The sequence below is a fragment of the Methylobacterium iners genome, assembly GCF_022179305.1.
GTDB classification, from domain to species: domain Bacteria; phylum Pseudomonadota; class Alphaproteobacteria; order Rhizobiales; family Beijerinckiaceae; genus Methylobacterium; species Methylobacterium iners.
The window spans coordinates 22,152-39,151 of sequence record NZ_BPQP01000018.1; the positions used below are offsets into that span (position 1 = coordinate 22,152).

Genomic DNA, 17,000 nt, shown 5'->3' on the forward strand with positions numbered 1-17,000 from the left:
CGCCGGCGCACGCCGCTCATCAAGCGTGGGCATGGCTCGCACCTCCCGGGACGATCGCGCGGGCGCGCTTGCCGTGGAAATAGGAGCGCAGCCAGGGGTGCTCGGCGCGCAGCATCGCGTCGATCGGGCCCTCCGCGATGATCTGGCCATCGCCCAGAGCCGCGATGCGGTCGCAGGCCGTGTAGAGGCTGTCGAGGTCGTGGGTCACCATGAAGACGGTGAGCCCGAGCGTCCGCTTGAGGGTGGCGACGAGCTCGTCGAACTCGCCGGCGCCGATGGGGTCGAGGCCCGAGGTCGGCTCGTCGAGGAAGAGAACCTCGGGGTCGAGTGCCAGCGAGCGGGCGAGCGCCGCCCGCTTGATCATGCCGCCCGACAGCTCCGAGGGCAGCTTGTCGGCGGCGTCGGCCTTCAGGCCCACCATCTCAATCTTGAGCCGGGCGAACTCGTCGAGCAGGCGCTCGGACAGCTTCAGATGCTCGCGCATCGGCATCTGGATATTCTGCTTGACGGTGAGCGAGGAGAACAGCGCGCCCTGCTGGAACAGCACGCCCCAGCGCTGCTCGATCTGGCGTCGGCGGGCGAGGCTCATGCCGTCGACGTCCTCGCCGAACACCTCGATGGTCCCCGAGCGCTTCGGAACCAGGCCGAGGATGGTCCGGGTCAGCACCGACTTGCCCTGACCCGAGGGACCGACGAAGCCCAGGATCTCGCCCCGGTAGATGTCGAGGTTGAGCCCCTTCATCACCGTCTTCGACCCGAAGCCCACGACGAGGTCGCGCACGCGGATGACCGCTTCGCGCGCCGGGAGAGCGTCGGGCCGCTCGAGGGTGGCTGACAAAGTTTCCACGTGGTTCAGAAATCGATAGCGGCGAAGAACACCGCGAAGAGTCCATCAAGCACGATGACCATGAAGATTGACTTCACGACTGAGGCGGTGACGTGGCGGCCCAGCGACTCGGCCGAGCCCTGCACCGCGAAACCCTCGATCGTCGCGATGATGCCGATGATCAGCGCCATGAACGGCGCCTTGATCAGCCCGACGGCAACGTGGTGGAGGGACACCGCCGCCTGGAGCCGGGCCAGGAAGGCCTCGGGCGTCATGCCGCCGTAGAGCGAGGCGGTGAGGCCGCCGCCGGCCAGCGCCGCGAGCGAGGCGAGGAAGGTGAGGATCGGCAGGCCGATCACCAGCGCCAGGATGCGCGGCACGATCAGGATCTCGATCGGGTCGAGGCCCATGACGCGCAGCGCGTCGACCTCCTCGCGCATCCGCATCGAGCCGATCTCGGCGGTGAAGGCCGAGCCGGAACGGCCCGCCACCATGATCGAGGTGAGGAGCACGCCGAGCTCGCGCAGGATCAGGAGCCCGATCAGGTTCACGACGAAGCTCTGCGCCCCGAAGCGCTGGAGCTGAAAGATGCCCTGCTGGGCGACGATGCCGCCGACGAGGAACGAGATCAGCACGATGATCGGCACGCCGTTGAAGGCGACCTGCTGGATCTGGTGGACGAGGGCGGTGCCGCGGAAGCTGGAGGGCCGCGAGGCGACGCGGATACAGGCGAGGACCACCTCGCCGAGGAAGGCGAGGCCGGTGACGAAATCCGCCTTGCCCCCGACGACCCGGACGCCGAAAGCCTCGAGAAAATTGTGGATACGGCCGCGCTGGCGCGCGGGCGGCGCCTCGGCGGCGCCGAGCTTGGCCTCGCCGAGCAGGATGCGGTGCTCGGGCGAGGCGTTCGCGTAGCTGAGCCGGCCGCCGGCCGCCTCGATCTCGCCGCGGGCGCGCTCCAGCACCCAGGCGCCGAGGGTGTCGAGCCGCTGGATGCCGCCGAGATCGACGAGGACGGGATGCGCCGCCGCATGGCCGGCGATGCGCGAGGCGGCCGCTTCCACGGAGGGCGCCTGGTCGGCGGTCCAGTAGCCGGTGAGCGCGACGCAGCCCTCGCCCGGCTGGATCAGGGCATCGGCGGCGTTGGGATTCTGCAGGGCGACGGCGCTTCGCACGCGGGATGCTCCTCGTCGCGAGGGGGCTCGAGACTGGGTCGCAGCGATGGCTTCACTATAAACGCGGCGGAGTGAAGGCTTCTCGCGATGCAAGGGCGGCCAGGGCGAGGCCGGCCAGCGCCAGCGGCGCCATGAGGATGAAGGCCAGCGGCCCGCCGCCGGCCGCGTAGGCCGCGCCGCTCGCGAGCGTCGCGAGGACCGAGGCGAGGGCCGAGGTCGCGCTGAGCGTGCCCTGGGCACGGCCCCGCGCGCCGTCGGGCGCCAGGGCGGAGACCGCGGCCATCGCGCCGAGCTGCGTCGCGCCAAAGCTGAGGCCGTGCAGGACCTGCAGCGGAATCAGCGGACCGAGCCGATCTCCGACGAGCGCCATGGCGACGGCCCGGGTGAGGGCCGCGGCTCCGCCCAGGCCGACGAGCCTGTAGGGGGTCCGCCAGCGGGCGGGCAGCCGCCGGGCGACCGCGAAGAGCACGATCTCGGCCGCGACCCCGATCGCCCAGAGGACTCCGATCCAGCTCGTTGCGATGCCGCCCGCGCTCCAATGGATGCTGCCGAAGGCGTAGAGCGCGCCGTGGCTCGCCTGGATCAGCGCCGCCGCGCCGATCATGAGCCAGAGGGTGCGCGGGAGCCGCGGCGGGAGGGTGACGCCCCGCGGCCGCTCTGGCGACGGCGCCTCGACCTGGCTCGTGACGGCGACGGCCGAGGCGACGACGGCGAACGCCGTCAGGAGGAGGGGGACCGCGAGCCGCTCGCCGAGCGCGTTGAGCGCGAGCCCGCCGGCAAGGTTCGCCAGGAGGAAGCCGAGGGAGCCGGCGACCCGGATGCGGGCATAGTCGAGCCGGGCGCTGCGCCGTGTCGCGGCGAGGGTGAGATAATCGATGGTCGGCACGAGCGGCGCGCCCGCCGCGGCGTTGAGCGCGATGAGGAGCGCGAGGACGGGCCAGCCGATCGCGGCGCCCGCCGGCATCGCGGCGTAGGTCGCAGCGAGCGCGAGGCTGCCCGTCACGAGGAGCCGGCGCGCGGTCACGCCCCGATCGATCAGGCCGAGCAGGGGGGCCGTGGCGACGATCTTGACCGCGATCGGCAGGGCGAGCAGGAGACCGATCACCTGGGCCTCGAGGCCGATCGCGTTCAGCCAGACGGGCATGAACGGCATCGCGATGCCGATCTCGACGAAGACGACGGCGTAGAGAAGCGAGAGCCGAGCGGCGTCGGGCTCGGCCGGATTCGGGGCACGGCTCGGCAAGGTGGCCTCTGCGGCAGGGGGGCGGGAGCGTAAAGCAGACGTTAAAGCCCTGCTGTCAAACTGCCTCGGCCCTGGACACGGACGGACCGCGCACGCGGCTGCCCCGGCACTCCCAAGGATCCGACGGCATGAGTGGCTCCCAGTCGCTGACGACGACCGACGACGAGTTCGAGCGCATCGAAGCGGCGATGAGCGAGAGCGCGCGGGGCCGCTGGTTCCTCCAGGAATACGCGCGCCGGAACCGGTCCGCCGATACCGAGATGCTGCTCGGCGCCATCGAGCGCCTGGAGGGCGTCGTCACGAGCGAGCGCGAGGCCGATCACGTCGACCGGATGCGCGGCGACATCATGGACATGGCGCAGGCCATCGCCCGGACGAAGACCGAGATCGCCGCGATCAGCGCGGGCGACCCCGATCACAGCCGGCTCGACGGCGCCTCGCTCGCGCTCGACGCGATCGTGCGCGCGACGGAGCGGGCGACCACGGACATCCTGGGTGCGGCCGAGAACGTGCAGGAGGCGGCCTGGCTGCTGCGCGAGGCCGGCTCCGACACGTCGGTCTGCGACGAGCTCGATCGGCGGGCGACCCAGATCTACACCGCCTGCTCGTTCCAGGACCTCACCGCGCAGCGCATCGCGCGGATCGTCCAGACCCTGCGCTACCTGGAGGAGCGGCTTGCCGCGATGATCGCCATCTGGGGCGATCCCGCCGAGGTGGAGGCGGAGCGCTCCGCGCACCCGATTCCGGAGGTCGATCTCAGCCAGAGCGACGTCGACCGCTTCATCGACATGGAGCCGTCGCAGCCCGTCGCGACGGGGGAAGCCGCGACGAAGATCATCGCGACGCTGGTCGCGCCGCACGAGGACATCGTGTTCCTCGACGCGCAGCCGGATGCCGAGGAGTCGGAGCCCGAGGCGTGGGAGGATGACGCGCCGGAAGCCGAAACCGCCTCCGCAGCTTCCGAAAGCGAGCCGGCGGCGCCCGCCGAGGACGAGCCAGCGGAACCGATCGATATCGAGGCGGCCTTCGCCGATATCGACGGCCTGACGATGGAAGAGAAGATGGCGCTGTTCTCCTGACGGGCCCTCGGTCGAGCGCCTGAGGGGTCAGAAAAAACAACGGCCACGGATACCGGGCCTGGTGCGCGTACATCCGGCGTCACCTGAGCCCGGCATCGTGGCCGTATCCGATCGAGCGACGGTGTCGCGGTCGGCATGGGACGGTGATAGCGCGGTTTGGTTAACGATTCATGACGCCCTCGCGGCACGGACACGCGTTTCGCAGATCCGCGACAGGCGAGCTCGTCACATCGCGACCGTGCCGGCCTCAGCCGTTCTTCCCGCGATCCGACCCCGGCTGCACGCCCTTCGAGGGATCCGGGCTCTCGGACGGCTTGATCGACGGGCCGCTGGTTCCTTTTCCCGGATGCCCCGTCAGCTCGTCGATGTTCCCGAGTGCTCCGCCTTCGCGCGTCTTGCTCGCCTCGGTTCCGGGCTTGGATGGCTTTCTCATGGTTTCCTCCGTTCGGTTGGCAAAGCAACGGAAGCGAGGCGCAGACGTTCCGGGAAGGCTTCCCGCCGCCGCCTCGATGGCCGAAGCATCGGCTTGAGAAGCGGTTGCCGAGGCTCGGCAAAAGCCGATGCGAAACCAACGACCTACGGCATCGGCCCGGATGCGATACGCAGGACGATGCTGTAGAAGCGCCGGCATGACCCTCCATCTGCTGAAGCTCTGCGTCGGGCCCGCCACGATCGAGGAACTCGAGGCTCGCATCGCCCGCAATCGGGCCGAGGCCCTGCGCCTGGAGCGCGATCCGGCGCCGTTCCACACCACGCGGATGATCCCGAAGCGGGCGCGCGAGATCGCGGGACGCGGCTCGATCTACTGGGTGATGAAGGGAACGCTCGTCTGCCGCCAGCCCATCGCGGGCATCGCGCCCTTCACGGACACGGACGGGATCGCGCGCTGCCGCCTGATCCTCGGCACGGAGGTGACGCCGGTCGCCCCGCGGCCATGCCGGCCCTTCCAGGGCTGGCGCTACCTGGAACACCGGGACGCGCCGCCGGATCTCGACCGGCACGCGGCCGGCGACTTGATCCAGATGCCCGAGAGCCTGCGCCGGGAGCTCGCAGGCCTCGGGCTGATCTGAGCCCCGGCGCGAGGACGCCTCAGGCGCCCTCGAACCGTCCGCTGGCATGGGCCAGCATCGTGTAGACCTTGCCGGTCTCCGAGGTCAGGTAGGCATCGGCACGCTTGGTGTCGCGGTCGCTGCGCGAGACCTCGCCGAGGAGACGCTCGAACTCGCTGACGTAGCGGTCGACCGTGCGGCGGAAATCGGCGTCGGCGGCGTAGCGCCGGCGGATCTCCTCGAAGGCCTGGCGCCCCTGAGCCGTGTAGATCCGGCGATCGAACAGGTTGGGTTCGCCGCGGCGGTAGCGTTCCCACAGGTCGACCGCCGTCTGGTGGTCGATCATCCTGGCGATGTCGGTCGAGATCATGTCCAGCGCGGTGCGGCTGCGCTCCGGTGCAGGCTTCGCCGGCGCGGCGGCCGGCGCTGGCGTGGGCGCCGGTGTCGCGTTGCCCGGCTCGTCGTCGATCGAGGCCCGCGTCAGGAGGTCCGACAGCCAGCCGCGGTTCTGTCCGGTGCCGCCGCGAGCATCCAGGCGCGGCTGTGCCGAGGGACGCGGAGCCTCCAGCGCCCGCACCGGTGCGGGCGTCGGGGCAGGGGGAGTCGGCGGCCGGGCCGGCGGCGTCACCACCGCGACCTGCTGCTGAGGCTTGGGCGCTGCCTCCGCCTGTGACGCGGGCGCCACCGGCTGGGCGGCGGGACGCACCGGCTGCGGCGCGACCGGGCTCGCTGCCTTCGGGCTTGGACGCGGCTCGGCAGGCCGGGCCGAGACCGGCGCAGGCGGGGTCGCAGCCACGGTCGCAGCCGCTTGGGGCTGAGGCTGGGCGACGTCGACCGCGCGGTTCGAGCGGGCCACCAGGGCGGAGAGCTCGTTCAGCGCCTTGATCTGGTCCGAGACCACGCGGCGCATCTCGCCCGTGGCCTCCTGCGTCTCGCGCGGGATCTCGACGACGCCGCGCTGGAGGTCGGCGCGGGTCGCGTCGAGCTCGCGACGGATCTCCGACGCCATCTCGCGCATGCCGGCGACGGACTCGCTGAACCGGGACGAGGCCGCCTCGAACGCGCTGTTCATCTCCTTCGAGGCGTCGAGGATCGCGGCGCGCACGGCCTGGGTCGTCCGCTCGCCCTCGTCGCCCGCGCCCGAGCGCAGGCGCTCGAACTCACCCGCGACCGCCGTGCCGGCGTCGCGCGCCGTCTCGGCGAGGCTCGCCCCAATCGACCGGGCCCGCTCCTCCGCGGCGCGCAGCGTCTCGTCGAGCATCGTGTCGAAGCGCTTCGTCTCCGCTTCGAGCGCGCCGGAGCGGGTCTCGATGCGGCCGAGCAGCTCGTCGGCGACGCGGGCCCGGGCCGCCAGGGCCTCGGACACGCGGCCCTCGATCCCTTCTAGGGAGCCGGCCGCATTCACCAAAGCATCGACATGGTCGCGCGTCGTGTCGCGCAGCGAACGGCCCTGGGCATCGAGGGTGGCGGCAAGCTCCGCCGCCTCCCGAAGGACGCCCTCGGCGACGCCCTTGAGGGCGGCGACCTGATCCGACACGCCGGTGCTGGCCCGGTTCGTCTCGTCGGCGATGGCATCGAGCGCAGCCTGGATCTGCTGGACGCGGCCGGCGAGACCCTCCTCGATGGCGCCCAGGTTCTCCTGCGCGTTGCCGACGAGGTTCCGCAGGGCGTCGTTGGCGCCGTTGATGCGCGAGAGCACGCCGCCGAGATCGTTGCGCAGGCGGTCGTTCGCTTCCGTGAGGCTCGCGATGGCGCGGGAGGCGCCGCCGTCGACGGCGGCGAGCAACGCCTGGGCGGAGGCCGTGGACTGGTCCACGAGATCCTGCGTGCGCTCGCGAAGCGCCTCGATCAGCGGGGCGCCCGTCTCGGCAAGCGCCTTCTCGATCGCCCGGCCGCGCTCGTCCAAGGCCTCGACGAGACCCGCCGCAGGGCCGTCCATCAGGGCGCTCAGCCGGCTCGCCTGGGTCTCCATGGCCTCGACGACGATGCCGCCGCGGCCGTCGATGGAGTCGACGAGGGTGCCCCCGCGATCCTCGATCGCGCGGGTGATCGTCTCGGCGCTCTCGGCGAGGCGCCGCGCCAGGGCCTGACCGCGGGCCTCGACGAGGGTGGCGAGCGCGTTGGAGCGGCGCTCGAACGCGGCTCCCATCTCTTGGTTGCGTCCGTCGATCAGTGCCGCGACGGCGGCGTTGCGCTCGTCCAGCGCCGTCGCGAGGGCCGCCGCATGGGCCTCGGCGACGGCGGCGTGGCGACTGACCCGCTCGTCGAAGGCGGTAAGCATCTGCGCCGTGCGCTCGTCCACCAGGGAGGCGTAGGCGTCCTGGCGATCGTCGAAGGCGGCCGCGAGTGCGTCGCCCCGCGAGGCGACGAGGGCCGCGAAGGCCTTCATCCGGCTGTCGATGCGCTGCGTGAAGGCCTCGCTGCGGGCGTCGACGGTCTCGGTGAGGGCCGAGCCCTTCGCCTCGATGGTCTGCGCGAAGGCGTTGGCGCGACCGTCGACCAGCTGGTCGATGGCGGCAAGACGCTCGTCGAACAGGGCGAGCATGGTCCGGGTCCGGCCATCGACCCGCTGGGTGATGGCGTCGGCCCGGCCTTCCACGAGGCCCTCGAGGGCGGTGAGCAGCCCGTCGAAAACCGAGCGCAGGGCATGGGCGCGAGCATCGACACTCTGGCTGAGCTGGGCGCTGCCGCCTTCGACGACATTGGAGAGGGTACCGATCTGCTCGTCGAACAGCGCCCGCAAGGCCTGGGTACGGTCGGCGATGCTCCGGTCGAGCTGCTGGTTGCCGCCTTCGACAATGCTGGAGAGGTTGCCGATCCGCTCGTCGAACAGGGCGCGCAGGGCGTGGGCGCGGTCGTCGAGGCTCTGGCTGAGCCGTGCCGCGCCGCCGTCGACGACGCTGGAAAGGTTGCCGATCCGCTCGTCGAACAGCGAGGCGATCGACTGGGTGCGCACATCGACGGCACCGGCCGCGATCCCGAGGCTCGACTCGATGGTCTCGACGAGCTCGCGCCCGCGCCGGTCGAGCTCGGCGTGAAGCGGAGCGATCCGTCCCTCGAAGGTGCCGTCCAGGTTGCGGACATGATCGTCGAGGAGCGTCCGGATCGTTCCGGTCCGGTCGTCGAGGAGCTGGTGCACCGTGCGGACGCCCTCGTCGAGGAGGCCGCTGATGTCGGAGGTGCGGCTCTCCAGCGTCTTGCTAAGGCGGCCTTCGCCCTCGCCGAGCAGGCGATCGGCCTCGGCCACCACCTCGCGCAGGCGGGAGAGGATGATGTCGCCGCGCTGTTCCAGGAGTTCGCCGAGCGAGGTGCTGCCCCGGTCGAACAGGCGGGCGAGCTCGGTGATCCGGCCGCCCAGCGCACCGAACACCATGCGGCCCTTCTCGTCGAGCTCCTGGCCCATCGCGGCGGTGCGCTCGTCGATGAAGCTGCCGAGCAGGTCGGCCCGCTCGGCGAAGGCCGCACGGATCGCCTCGACTTGGCCGGAGAGGATCTCGTCGGCGCCCCGGCTGCGGCTCTCGATCAGGCTCACCAGCTCGCGGGTGCGGCTCGAAAGATCCTCGTCGACCGCCCGGGTGCGGCTCTCGATGAGGCGGATCGCCTCGAAGGCTTGGGCGCCGAAGGTCTCGTCGATGAGGCGGCTGCGCTCCTCGAGCGCGACGCTGATCGCGTCGAGGCGCTCCAGCACGCCGGTGTCGAAGCGGCCGGCGCCCTCGTCGAGGCGGCGGGCGAGTTCCAGGGTCTGGCTGTCGATCCGCTCCGTGATCTGCGCGACGCGGGCGCTCAGGGCATCGCCGAGGCCCTGGCTGCGGGCGGCGATGTCCTGCGCCATCCCGTCGGCGCGGGCGTCGAGCGCCTGGACGAGGTCGCGGCTGCCCTTGGCCATGATCCGCGCCATCTCGCCGGTCCGCATCACCAGCGCCTCGTTCAGGGCCGTTGCCCTGGCGCCGAGATGCCCGTCGATATGGCCGACGAGCGTCGTGAAGGTGTCGCCGATCTCGGTCGAGCGCGAGAGCGCACGCTCCTCGAGGGCGCCGAGCTGCGCGGCGACGGCATCGCTCGCCTCGCGGCTGCGCTCGGTGATGGTCTCCACCACCGCCTTGCCCTGGACGGTGATGATCCGGTCCATCTCCTGAAGCTGATCGGCGACGACCGCGCCGAGCGAGCTCGTGTCCTGGGCGATGCGGTCGGCGAGGATGTCGCCGCGCGCGATGGTCTCCTTAAGGGCGGCGAGACGGTCGTTGAGGACCGCGTCGATCGCCTTGGCGCGGCTGTCGGCCGTGTCGGCGAAGGTCGCGCCCGCCTCGTTGAGGGCGTCGTTGACGCGGGCGCCCTGGGTGGTGACCGCCAGCACGACGTCGCGCGCGGTCCCCGCGATCTGCGCGTGGGCCGCCTCGGCCTGCGCCGCGAGAAGGTCGGTGACGGCGCGGCCCTGGTCGCTGAAGACGGCCTCGACGTCCCTGACCCGAGCCGTCAGGGCGGAGCCGACCTCGTCGGCGGTGCTGTTGAGCAGCGCCGCGGCCTCCTGGGTCCGTGCCGCGAGCTCGCCCGTCGTCTGGCCCAGCCGGCGCTCGAAGATCTGGACGGCCTCGACGGTGCGCGCTTCGAGCTCGCCGGTGGCGTCGACGGCCGCGCGCTGGAACGCCTGCGCGGCCTCGCTGGTGCTGGCGCCGACGACGGTCGTGGTATCCTCCGCGCTGCGGCGGAGGAGCTCGGTTGCCTCGGCGGTGCGGGCGCCGATATCGCTTCCCAAGGCCTCGACGGTGCTGCGCAGGACTCCGATCGCGTCGTTGGCGCGGGCCTCGATGGTTCCGCCGAGCGCCGTGAAGGTCTCGACCACGCCGCTCGCGGCGAGCGCGAGCCCGGCCTGGGCGTCGCGTCCGCGGGCCTCGATGAGTTCGGAGACGCCGGTGCCGGCGGTCTCGAGCTCCGCCCGCAGGGCGGTGCCGCGGGCCGCGATGTCCTGGGTGAGCGCCGCGCCGGTGGCCGCGAAATGCTCGCGCAGGGCGTCGCCCGTCTCGGCGAAGCGGGCCGTGATCTGGCCGCCGGTCGTCGAGAAATGCTCGGTGAGTTCGTTGCCGCGCGAGAGGAAGGCCTCCTCCAGGCCGCGCGTGGAGCGCTCGAAGGTCGCGCGGACCTCGCCGCCCTGGCGGTCGAGTGCTTCGATGACGCTGGCACCCGTCTCGGCGAGGGTGCGCGTCACGTCGGTGGCGTTCTCGGAGAGAGTCGCGGTGAGAAGCCCGCCCGTGCGCTCGAAGGACCGGGTGACCTCCTCGGCGCGGGTCTCCAGGGATTGCGTCAGGGCATTGCCGACTTCCGTCAGCGAGCCGCGGACGCCGTCGCTCGTCGCCACGAGCCGCTGGACAAGATCGTCCCCGCGCACCGAGACGAGGTCGACGACGCGGTCGCCTGCCTCCCCGAGCGCCGCCGTAATGGCATCGCCGCGCTGACCCAGCGCCGTCGTGATGGCCTCGCCGCGGGCGTCGAGGGCGCCGGTGACCCGGTCGCCGGCGCCGTTCACGGCCGAAACGATGCGCTCGGCCGCCCCGTCGAGCTCCTGCGTCAGGTTCTGATGGGAGCCCGTGATGGCGCTGCGGACGCGCTCGGCATTGGCGACGATGGCCTCGCGCTGGGCGACGAGCTCGTCGACGAGGGAGCGGATGCGGATCTCGTTGTCGGAATAGGCCCGCTCCAGGGTCGCGATCTCGCCGCGCACCAGGGTCTCGAGTTCGCCTGCCCGGGCCAGCGCCCGCTCGACGCCGTCGCCGACGGCGGCGACCTCGCGCCGGACCGTCTGCGACATGGTCAGGACCGCGTCGGTGGAGAAGGTCTCGGGCTCGGCCAGGCGGATCGCCACCTCGCCGACGGCCCGCGCGACGAGGCGCATCTCCTGCGCGCGCACGGCCAGCATCGCCATGATCGTGAACAGGACGATCGGGCCGACCAGGGCCGTGGCGGCGACGGCGGCCTGGAGCGCGTTCAATCCGAGCGCGAAGCTCCGGAGGTCGCCGCTCGACTGGTTCCAGGCAAGCGCGATCAGGCCGCCGGCCCAGAGCAGCGAGACGAGCGCCGCCCACAGATAGGGCTTGCGCGAGGGCCGGACCCGAAGGGTCTGCTGCAGGATGCCGATGTTCTGGCGGTCGTCGTTGGCGACGAGGGAGCGGTCGGGCGGGAGCAGCCCGCCCTCGCGCCGCGGCCGGTGGCGGTCCGGCGGGGGAAGGTCGGAGGAGAGGGGAGCATCGAAGTCGAGGCGCGGCGGGGCCAGGCGGCCGCTCGGGTCGCGCAGCGGATCGCTGTCGCCCACATCCGGCAGGCGCGGCTCGGGGCGCTGGTCGGCGTTGGGAGCCAGCATGTCCAGGCTCAGGGCTTGTTCGATTGCCGAGAGCGCGGCCTCCGCCGGATCCTTGAGCTTCTTTTCCGTGGCCATTCAACGCCTCGTTACGCGGAGCTCCGCCGGCCGCGCTGGGTCGCGGAACTCGTTTTTACGCATTTACCAAGGAAGTTTAGACTTCGCGGCCTGCCTCGGATACCCGAGCCCGGCGCACCGCCCAAAAAACCTTAACGGAATGGTTACCAAGACAGGCCCCGGCCTCGCCCGGCGGGGTTTCTGCATGATGCCTCAAGCCTTAAACGGAAGCGAACGTAGCAGGCCGGTCCTGTGGACAGCGGCTACGGGCCGGAACCCAGGGTCGATGATGGGAGCGGAACGCCAAGGTGCAGCCGGATCGCCTGATCGACCTCGTCCATCTCGACAGCCAGACCCTCGGGGACGCGGCGCTCGCGCGCGAGCTCTTGTCCCTGTTCGAGGCGCAGTGCCTGCGGCTCCTGCCCGGGATCAGGGATGCGTCGCTCTCCGCGGAGGCCCGTGCCGACCACGCCCATACCCTGAAGGGCTCCGCGCTGGGTGTCGGCGCGGCTCAGATCGCCGCGCAGTCCGCGGCCGTCGAGGACGTCTTGCGGACACGGGGCGCGGTCGAGGACACCGAACTCGACGCGCTGGCTCGGGCCGTGGATGCGACCCTCGTCGAGATCGAGGAACTTGCCGCCAGCCGGCGATAGGTCCGTCCGCCTGCGGCAAAAGCTGACTGCCCAGACCCGCGACGGAACGGCCTCGCCACCTGCAGCGTAAGGGCCTGGAATCCGCGTCGGCCTCGCCTGCGCGCTTGCATTCCCCGTCTCGCGCCTCCAAGGCAGACCCCGCGCCGCGAGACCGGCCCCGACCGCAATGTCCGAGCCTGGAGCCATCGATGCCCAAGATCACCTACGTCGACCACGCCGGCACGGCCAGGACGGTGGAGGGCGACGTGGGATCGACCGTGATGGAGACGGCGATCCGCAACAATGTTCCCGGGATCGATGCCGAATGCGGCGGCGCCTGCGCCTGTGCCACCTGCCACGTCTACGTCGATGGCGAGTGGGCCGAGGTCGTCGGGCCGGCCGAGCCCATGGAGCAGGACATGCTCGACTTCGCCTCCGACGTGCGCAGCACCTCGCGGCTCTCTTGCCAGATCCGGATCAAGCCCGAGCTCGACGGTCTTACCGTGACGACGCCCGCCCGCCAGGGCTGAGGGGCCTCACCGCATCAGCGTCCGCATCGCGGCATCGATCCCCTCGACGTTCAGCGTGAACATCCGGTCGTCGAACAGCCGGCGGATCATGCCGATCGAGGGCGTGTAGTCCCAGTGCTCCCGCGGTATGGGGTTGAGCCAGACCGCCTTCGGGAAATGCGCGAGCACGCGGCCGAGCCAGACCTGACCGGCCTCCGCGTTCCAATGCTCGACCGAGCCGCCCGGCATCGCGATCTCGTAGGGGCTCATCGAGGCGTCGCCCACGAACAGGACGGAATAGTCGGACGGATAGGTCCGGATCACGTCGAGCAGCGGCAGGGTGTCGTCGTGGCGGCGGCGGTTCTCGCGCCAGACGGCCTCGTAGGGGCAGTTGTGGAAGTAGAAATGGGCGAAGTGCTTGAACTCGGCCCGCGCCGCCGAGAACAGCTCCTCGGCCTGCCCCACATGCCAGTCCATCGAGCCGCCGACATCGAGGAAGAGCAGGACCTTCACGGCGTTGCGCCGCTCCGGACGCAGTTTCACGTCGAGGTAGCCGCTGCGCGCCGTCTCGCGGATCGTCCCGTCGAGGTCCAGCTCCTCCGCCGCGCCTGACCGTGCGAAGCGGCGAAGCCGGCGCAGGGCGACGCGCATGGCCCGCGTCCCGAGCTCGATGCCGTCGTCGAGGTCCTTGAACTCGCGCCTGTCCCAGACCTTCACCGCGCGGAAGTTCCGGTTGCCCTCCTGACCGATGCGAACGCCCTCCGGATTGTAGCCGTAGGCGCCGAAGGGCGAGGTACCGCCCGTCCCGATCCATTTCGAGCCGCCCTGGTGGCGCTCCTTCTGCTCGGCCAAGCGCTGCTTGAGGGTCTCGAACAGCTTGTCCCAGCCGAGCGCCTTCAGCTCCGCCTTCTCGGCCTCGGTGAGGTAGCGCTCGGCAAGCTTGCGCAGCCATTCCTCGGGAACGGGCGTGGGCCCGAGCGCCTCGCCGACGGTCTCGAGACCCTTGAACACGGTCCCGAACACCCGATCGAAGCGGTCGAGGTGGCGCTCGTCCTTCACGAGGAGCGCGCGGGCGAGTTCGTAGAATTCCTCGACGCGCTTCCCCGCGAGGTCCCGGTCGAGGGCCTCCAGCAAGGTCAAGTGCTCGCGGAGGGTGACAGGGACCTTGGCCTCTCGAAGGGCGGTGAAGAACTGCAGCAGCATGGGCGGACAACGCGCGAAGGACGCGTTCCGGTCAAGCCGCGGAAAGCCGCCGTACGAACCCTCCCGGCCGAGCTTTGGCGCTGCAGCAATGAGGCTGAATTCATAAGTTGAGTAAGGATTTTAGCGGATGACGCACCGCGTCAGGATCACGCCCGCCTTCCGATTCCGTGCACGAAGCTGGGTATAAGTCCCGATTCCTGTTGATATCCCCCTCTACAATGCTCGCACCCCCTCGAACACCGTCACGGGAATCGAACAGCTCGGAGTCACAGTCTCGGCCAGGACAGGATCTTGATAACCGGGTTGTGTAGGGATCACCCTTATGGCGATCGTCTTGCGCTCATTAGGCGACTTCAAACGGTTTCTGGCGAAACCGGGCGCGACGATTCAGATCGTGCGGAACACCTTCGTCGACCGCCAGCCGCCCGCCTTCCAGCAGGCCTACCGCGACAAGGGCATGTACGAGCCCCGAACCGTGCAGGCCCTGTCCAAGAAGGCTGCCGTCTTCGCCGTCAAGGGACACCCGACGACGATCTGGCTGTACTGGGACAAGGGCACGCGCCGGTGGCGCTACTCCAACGACACCATCAGCGTTCCCCTCGATACCGGGCTCGGCCCGCCCGACGAGATCACCTATCGCTGCAGCTTCGCGTCCGGCTATGAGCCCGCCAACCGGATCGGCGTGCGCCGAACGCCGCGTAAGATCGCGGGCTCGGACTCGAGGCCGACGCTGGGACCGCCCAAACCGACCGCGCCCCCCCACGGGCAGGGCCGCCTCTTCTAGCGGACGCGAAGTCCCGGCCGTGCGGCTCAGGGACCACCGGCGCTGCGGGCGGCGGGTTCCGCCTTGCTGGCCTGAGCGCCGTCCTTGGGGGCGGCCTCCCTCGTGTCGACGGCCTTGCCGACGGTGCGCCGCGCCCGGAAGGCCGGCCGCGCCTCGGCTTCCCGTCGCTTGAGCATCACCCGATACTCGTCCCGCCGCTCGTGGATCGAGGCGATGACGAGGCCCATGGGCACGCCGACATCGACGAGGACGGCTTCCGACAATTGCAGCGACGCCTCGATCGTCTCCGGCACCGCATCGTCGACGCCGAGCTCGTAGAGGGCCGTCGCGTGCCGGGCGTCGCGGGCCCGCGCGACGATGGTGATGTCCCGCCGCTCCGCGCGAGCGGCCTCGACCACGGCCTCGACCGCGCGGGGGTTGTCGAGGGTGACGACGAGGGCGCGCGCCGTGGCGATGTCGCAGCGGCGCAGCAGCTCCGGGTTCGAGGAATCCCCGAAATAGACCGGATTGCCGAGCCGGCGCTGCTCGGACACCCGGGCGGCGTCGGCGTCGAGGGCGAGGTAGGGGATCTTGTGCCGGGTCAGCATCTCGCCGACGAGGCGCCCGACTCGTCCGTAGCCCGCGATGATGACCCGGTTCTGCTGCTTGCCCGGCATCGGCTCGGCCCGGGCACGCCCCAGATTCTTTCGCGACATCCGGCGCCCGAGCCGCCGCGCCGCGACGGCGAGGGCGGGGATGGCGATCATGGTGACGGTGGTCACGATCAGGGCCGCCTGGCCGAGTCCATCGGGTACCAGCCCGCCCGCGATCGCGCCGCCAATCAGGACGAAGGCGAACTCGCCGCTGGGGCCGAGCAGAAGGGCGGCCTCCAGGGCGACCGCCCGGGACACCCGGAGCAGCGGGGCGGCGAGCAGGATCACGGCGGCCTTGATACCGAGGAGCGCGAGCGACAGGCCGAGGATGGTCGCGGGCGCCGAGAGCAGGACGGCCGGGTCGAGGTTCATGCCGACCGAGACGAAGAACACGCCGAGCAGCAGGCCCTTGAAGGGGTCGATCGTCGCCTCGATCGCCCGCCGGTACTCGGTCTCCGCGAGCAGCAGCCCGGCGACGAAGGCGCCGAGCGTCATCGAGAGGCCGCTCGCCGCCGCCGTCAGCGCGGTCGCCACGATCACGAGCAGGCAGGCCGCCATGAACAATTCCGGCGAGCGCGTCCGGGCCACGAGATGGAAGAGCGGCCGCAGGGCGACGCGACCGGCGATCACGATGACGATGAGGGCGATCGCGGCCTGTCCGAGCGCAATCGCCAGCGCCCCTCCCACATTCGCCCCGTCGCTGCGCCCGAGGACGGCGATGGCGAACAGGACCGGCGCCACCGCGAGGTCCTGGAACAGCAGGACCGCGAAGCTGGTCCGACCCGCCGGCGTGCCGAGCCGCTTCTGGTCGGCCAGCACCGGGATGACGATGGCGGTCGAGGAGAGCGCCAGGGCGAGGCCGACGATGATCGCGGCGGCGAGCGGGATCTCGATGGCGTAGAGGCAGCCCCCGATGACGGCCGCCGACGCGAGAACCTGCACCGAGCCGAGCCCGAAGACGAGGCGCCTGAGCGTGCGCAGCCGCTCCCAGGACAGCTCGACGCCGATCATGAACATCAAGAAGATCACGCCGAATTCCGCGAGATGCGCGATCTCCGACCGGTTGCCGATGGTGAAGGCTGCGAGCCAGGGAACGGTTTCCGCGAGACGTCCGAGGCCGAACGGCCCGAGCAGGGCGCCGGCCCCGATGAAGCCGAGCACCGGGGAGATGCGCAGACGGTGGAAGAGCGGAACCACCACCCCCGCCGTGACGAGGAAGATGATCACCTCCCGATAGGAGCCGGCAGTGCTGGCATCGGTCATGAGGTGGGGGGATGTCCTGAGGCTTGCGTCCCTAAAGGCAGGACCGGCGCCGCGATCATGGGTGGCGGAGCCCTATCGAAGCAACCCGGATTCGTCACCCGCCCGCGGCCACGCATCCCTCGCGCCAGGCGCAAAAACCCTGCGCGGTGCGGCCGTTTGCACCCGAGCAATCCTCGTGGCGCAAAAACGGCACAATAGC

Annotated in this window: 12 protein-coding genes; 5 read left to right on the plus strand and 7 right to left on the minus strand. The window is 71.0% G+C overall.

The features are described from left to right. Positions 1–19: 19 nt before the first annotated feature. The 3 genes from MFF55_RS06185 to MFF55_RS06195 all read right to left on the minus strand — a co-directional run bounded on the left by MFF55_RS06185 (position 20) and on the right by MFF55_RS06195 (position 3,244). Positions 20–742 carry an ABC transporter ATP-binding protein gene (locus MFF55_RS06185; RefSeq protein ID WP_238243279.1) on the minus strand — a complete coding sequence of 241 codons (723 nt, stop codon included), beginning with the start codon at positions 740–742 and terminating at the stop codon, positions 20–22. Between the two features lie 110 nt (positions 743–852). Then, positions 853–1,983: an ABC transporter permease gene (locus MFF55_RS06190; RefSeq protein WP_238243280.1), complete on the minus strand. Its 1,131-nt coding sequence runs from the start codon at positions 1,981–1,983 to the stop codon at positions 853–855. A gap of 73 nt (positions 1,984–2,056) precedes the next feature. After that, a complete protein-coding gene (locus MFF55_RS06195) occupies positions 2,057–3,244 on the minus strand; it encodes an MFS transporter (RefSeq protein ID WP_238243211.1) in 1,188 nt (395 codons plus the stop codon). Positions 3,245–3,372: 128 nt separating this feature from the next. On the opposite strand from MFF55_RS06195, the gene MFF55_RS06200 reads away from it, so the two are divergent. Continuing rightward, a complete protein-coding gene (locus tag MFF55_RS06200; RefSeq protein ID WP_238243212.1) occupies positions 3,373–4,323 on the plus strand; it encodes a hypothetical protein in 951 nt (316 codons plus the stop codon). A gap of 247 nt (positions 4,324–4,570) precedes the next feature. Here the strand turns inward: MFF55_RS06200 and MFF55_RS06205 are convergent, their stop codons facing one another. Continuing rightward, complete coding sequence (locus tag MFF55_RS06205) at positions 4,571–4,756, minus strand: hypothetical protein (RefSeq protein WP_238243213.1); 186 nt, start codon at positions 4,754–4,756, stop codon at positions 4,571–4,573. Between the two features lie 196 nt (positions 4,757–4,952). Between MFF55_RS06205 and MFF55_RS06210 the strand changes: the two genes are divergently transcribed. Then, the gene (locus tag MFF55_RS06210; RefSeq protein ID WP_238243214.1) at positions 4,953–5,393 is read left to right on the plus strand and encodes a DUF1489 family protein; all 441 of its coding nucleotides are present in this window, start codon (positions 4,953–4,955) and stop codon (positions 5,391–5,393) included. A gap of 19 nt (positions 5,394–5,412) precedes the next feature. On the opposite strand, the gene MFF55_RS06215 is transcribed toward MFF55_RS06210, so the two are convergent. Beyond that, entirely contained in the window at positions 5,413–11,799 is a 6,387-nt protein-coding gene (locus MFF55_RS06215) for an apolipoprotein A-IV repeat region-like domain-containing protein (RefSeq protein WP_238243215.1), read from the minus strand. Between the two features lie 287 nt (positions 11,800–12,086). Here MFF55_RS06215 and MFF55_RS06220 point away from each other — a divergent pair, with 287 nt between their 5' ends. Both MFF55_RS06220 and MFF55_RS06225 read left to right on the plus strand, forming a co-directional pair. Further along, the gene (locus MFF55_RS06220; RefSeq protein WP_238243216.1) at positions 12,087–12,431 is read left to right on the plus strand and encodes an Hpt domain-containing protein; all 345 of its coding nucleotides are present in this window, start codon (positions 12,087–12,089) and stop codon (positions 12,429–12,431) included. 188 nt (positions 12,432–12,619) lie between these two features. Next, positions 12,620–12,940: a 2Fe-2S iron-sulfur cluster-binding protein gene (locus MFF55_RS06225; RefSeq protein WP_238243217.1), complete on the plus strand. Its 321-nt coding sequence runs from the start codon at positions 12,620–12,622 to the stop codon at positions 12,938–12,940. A gap of 6 nt (positions 12,941–12,946) precedes the next feature. Here the strand turns inward: MFF55_RS06225 and MFF55_RS06230 are convergent, their stop codons facing one another. Next, positions 12,947–14,122, minus strand: a complete 1,176-nt coding sequence (locus MFF55_RS06230; protein WP_238243218.1) for a vWA domain-containing protein — start codon at positions 14,120–14,122, stop codon at positions 12,947–12,949. A gap of 322 nt (positions 14,123–14,444) precedes the next feature. Here MFF55_RS06230 and MFF55_RS06235 point away from each other — a divergent pair, with 322 nt between their 5' ends. Next, entirely contained in the window at positions 14,445–14,906 is a 462-nt protein-coding gene (locus tag MFF55_RS06235) for a hypothetical protein (protein WP_238243219.1), read from the plus strand. Positions 14,907–14,932: 26 nt separating this feature from the next. Here MFF55_RS06235 and MFF55_RS06240 read toward each other — a convergent pair whose 3' ends face one another. After that, positions 14,933–16,801, minus strand: coding sequence for a cation:proton antiporter domain-containing protein (locus MFF55_RS06240; protein ID WP_238243220.1), 1,869 nt, complete (start codon positions 16,799–16,801; stop codon positions 14,933–14,935). Positions 16,802–17,000: the final 199 nt, after the last annotated feature.

What these genes read in the sequence shown, in the direction of transcription:
- MFF55_RS06185 (WP_238243279.1), bottom strand. Translation starts at nt 742, where the DNA reads ATGAAGGGGCTCAACCTCGACATCTACCGGGGCGAGATCCTGGGCTTC.
- MFF55_RS06200 (WP_238243212.1), top strand. Translation starts at nt 3,373, where the DNA reads ATGAGTGGCTCCCAGTCGCTGACGACGACCGACGACGAGTTCGAGCGC.
- MFF55_RS06205 (WP_238243213.1), bottom strand. Translation starts at nt 4,756, where the DNA reads ATGAGAAAGCCATCCAAGCCCGGAACCGAGGCGAGCAAGACGCGCGAA.
- MFF55_RS06210 (WP_238243214.1), top strand. Translation starts at nt 4,953, where the DNA reads ATGACCCTCCATCTGCTGAAGCTCTGCGTCGGGCCCGCCACGATCGAG.
- MFF55_RS06215 (WP_238243215.1), bottom strand. Translation starts at nt 11,799, where the DNA reads ATGGCCACGGAAAAGAAGCTCAAGGATCCGGCGGAGGCCGCGCTCTCG.
- MFF55_RS06225 (WP_238243217.1), top strand. Translation starts at nt 12,620, where the DNA reads ATGCCCAAGATCACCTACGTCGACCACGCCGGCACGGCCAGGACGGTG.
- MFF55_RS06230 (WP_238243218.1), bottom strand. Translation starts at nt 14,122, where the DNA reads ATGCTGCTGCAGTTCTTCACCGCCCTTCGAGAGGCCAAGGTCCCTGTC.
- MFF55_RS06235 (WP_238243219.1), top strand. Translation starts at nt 14,445, where the DNA reads ATGGCGATCGTCTTGCGCTCATTAGGCGACTTCAAACGGTTTCTGGCG.
- MFF55_RS06240 (WP_238243220.1), bottom strand. Translation starts at nt 16,801, where the DNA reads ATGACCGATGCCAGCACTGCCGGCTCCTATCGGGAGGTGATCATCTTC.